Below are 330 nucleotides of genomic sequence, written 5' to 3'. Positions count from 1 at the left end.
TCAAAACAGGACTCTCAGGCCATATAGCGGCATTAAGACGAATATCATAAATTCAATACTGTCGCCTTCTTGCGTTCAACAGAGCAACGTTTATGCAAAGATGCATTTTGAGGATGTTGAGGGAGTGGAGCCTACAGAATTCCGCACTTCGATTCTGAGTCCTGGCGAGGAGTACGAGTTTGGCCTTCCGCTCGATGATGAGAGGGCTTTCGTGACTGGTAATGAGGAAGTCGAATCATTGATACCCTGTTGCACGTTCAAGATTAGTTCGCCGGACGGGACGGGCAGACCAGAAACTGACCACCTATCGGCAGTGCTGACCCAATGATG

General features: G+C 48.8%; 1 protein-coding gene. It reads left to right on the top strand.

Annotated elements, in window-relative coordinates:
- Window positions 1-328, top strand: a 328-nt coding sequence (locus C446_RS19640) for a hypothetical protein (protein ID WP_204365915.1), incomplete at its 5' end; no start/stop codon positions are given.
- Between the last annotated feature and the right edge of the window lie 2 nt (window positions 329-330).

Source organism: Halobiforma nitratireducens JCM 10879 (assembly GCF_000337895.1).
Taxonomy (GTDB): domain Archaea; phylum Halobacteriota; class Halobacteria; order Halobacteriales; family Natrialbaceae; genus Natronobacterium; species Natronobacterium nitratireducens.
This window is presented reverse-complemented; position numbering and strand designations above follow the sequence as displayed.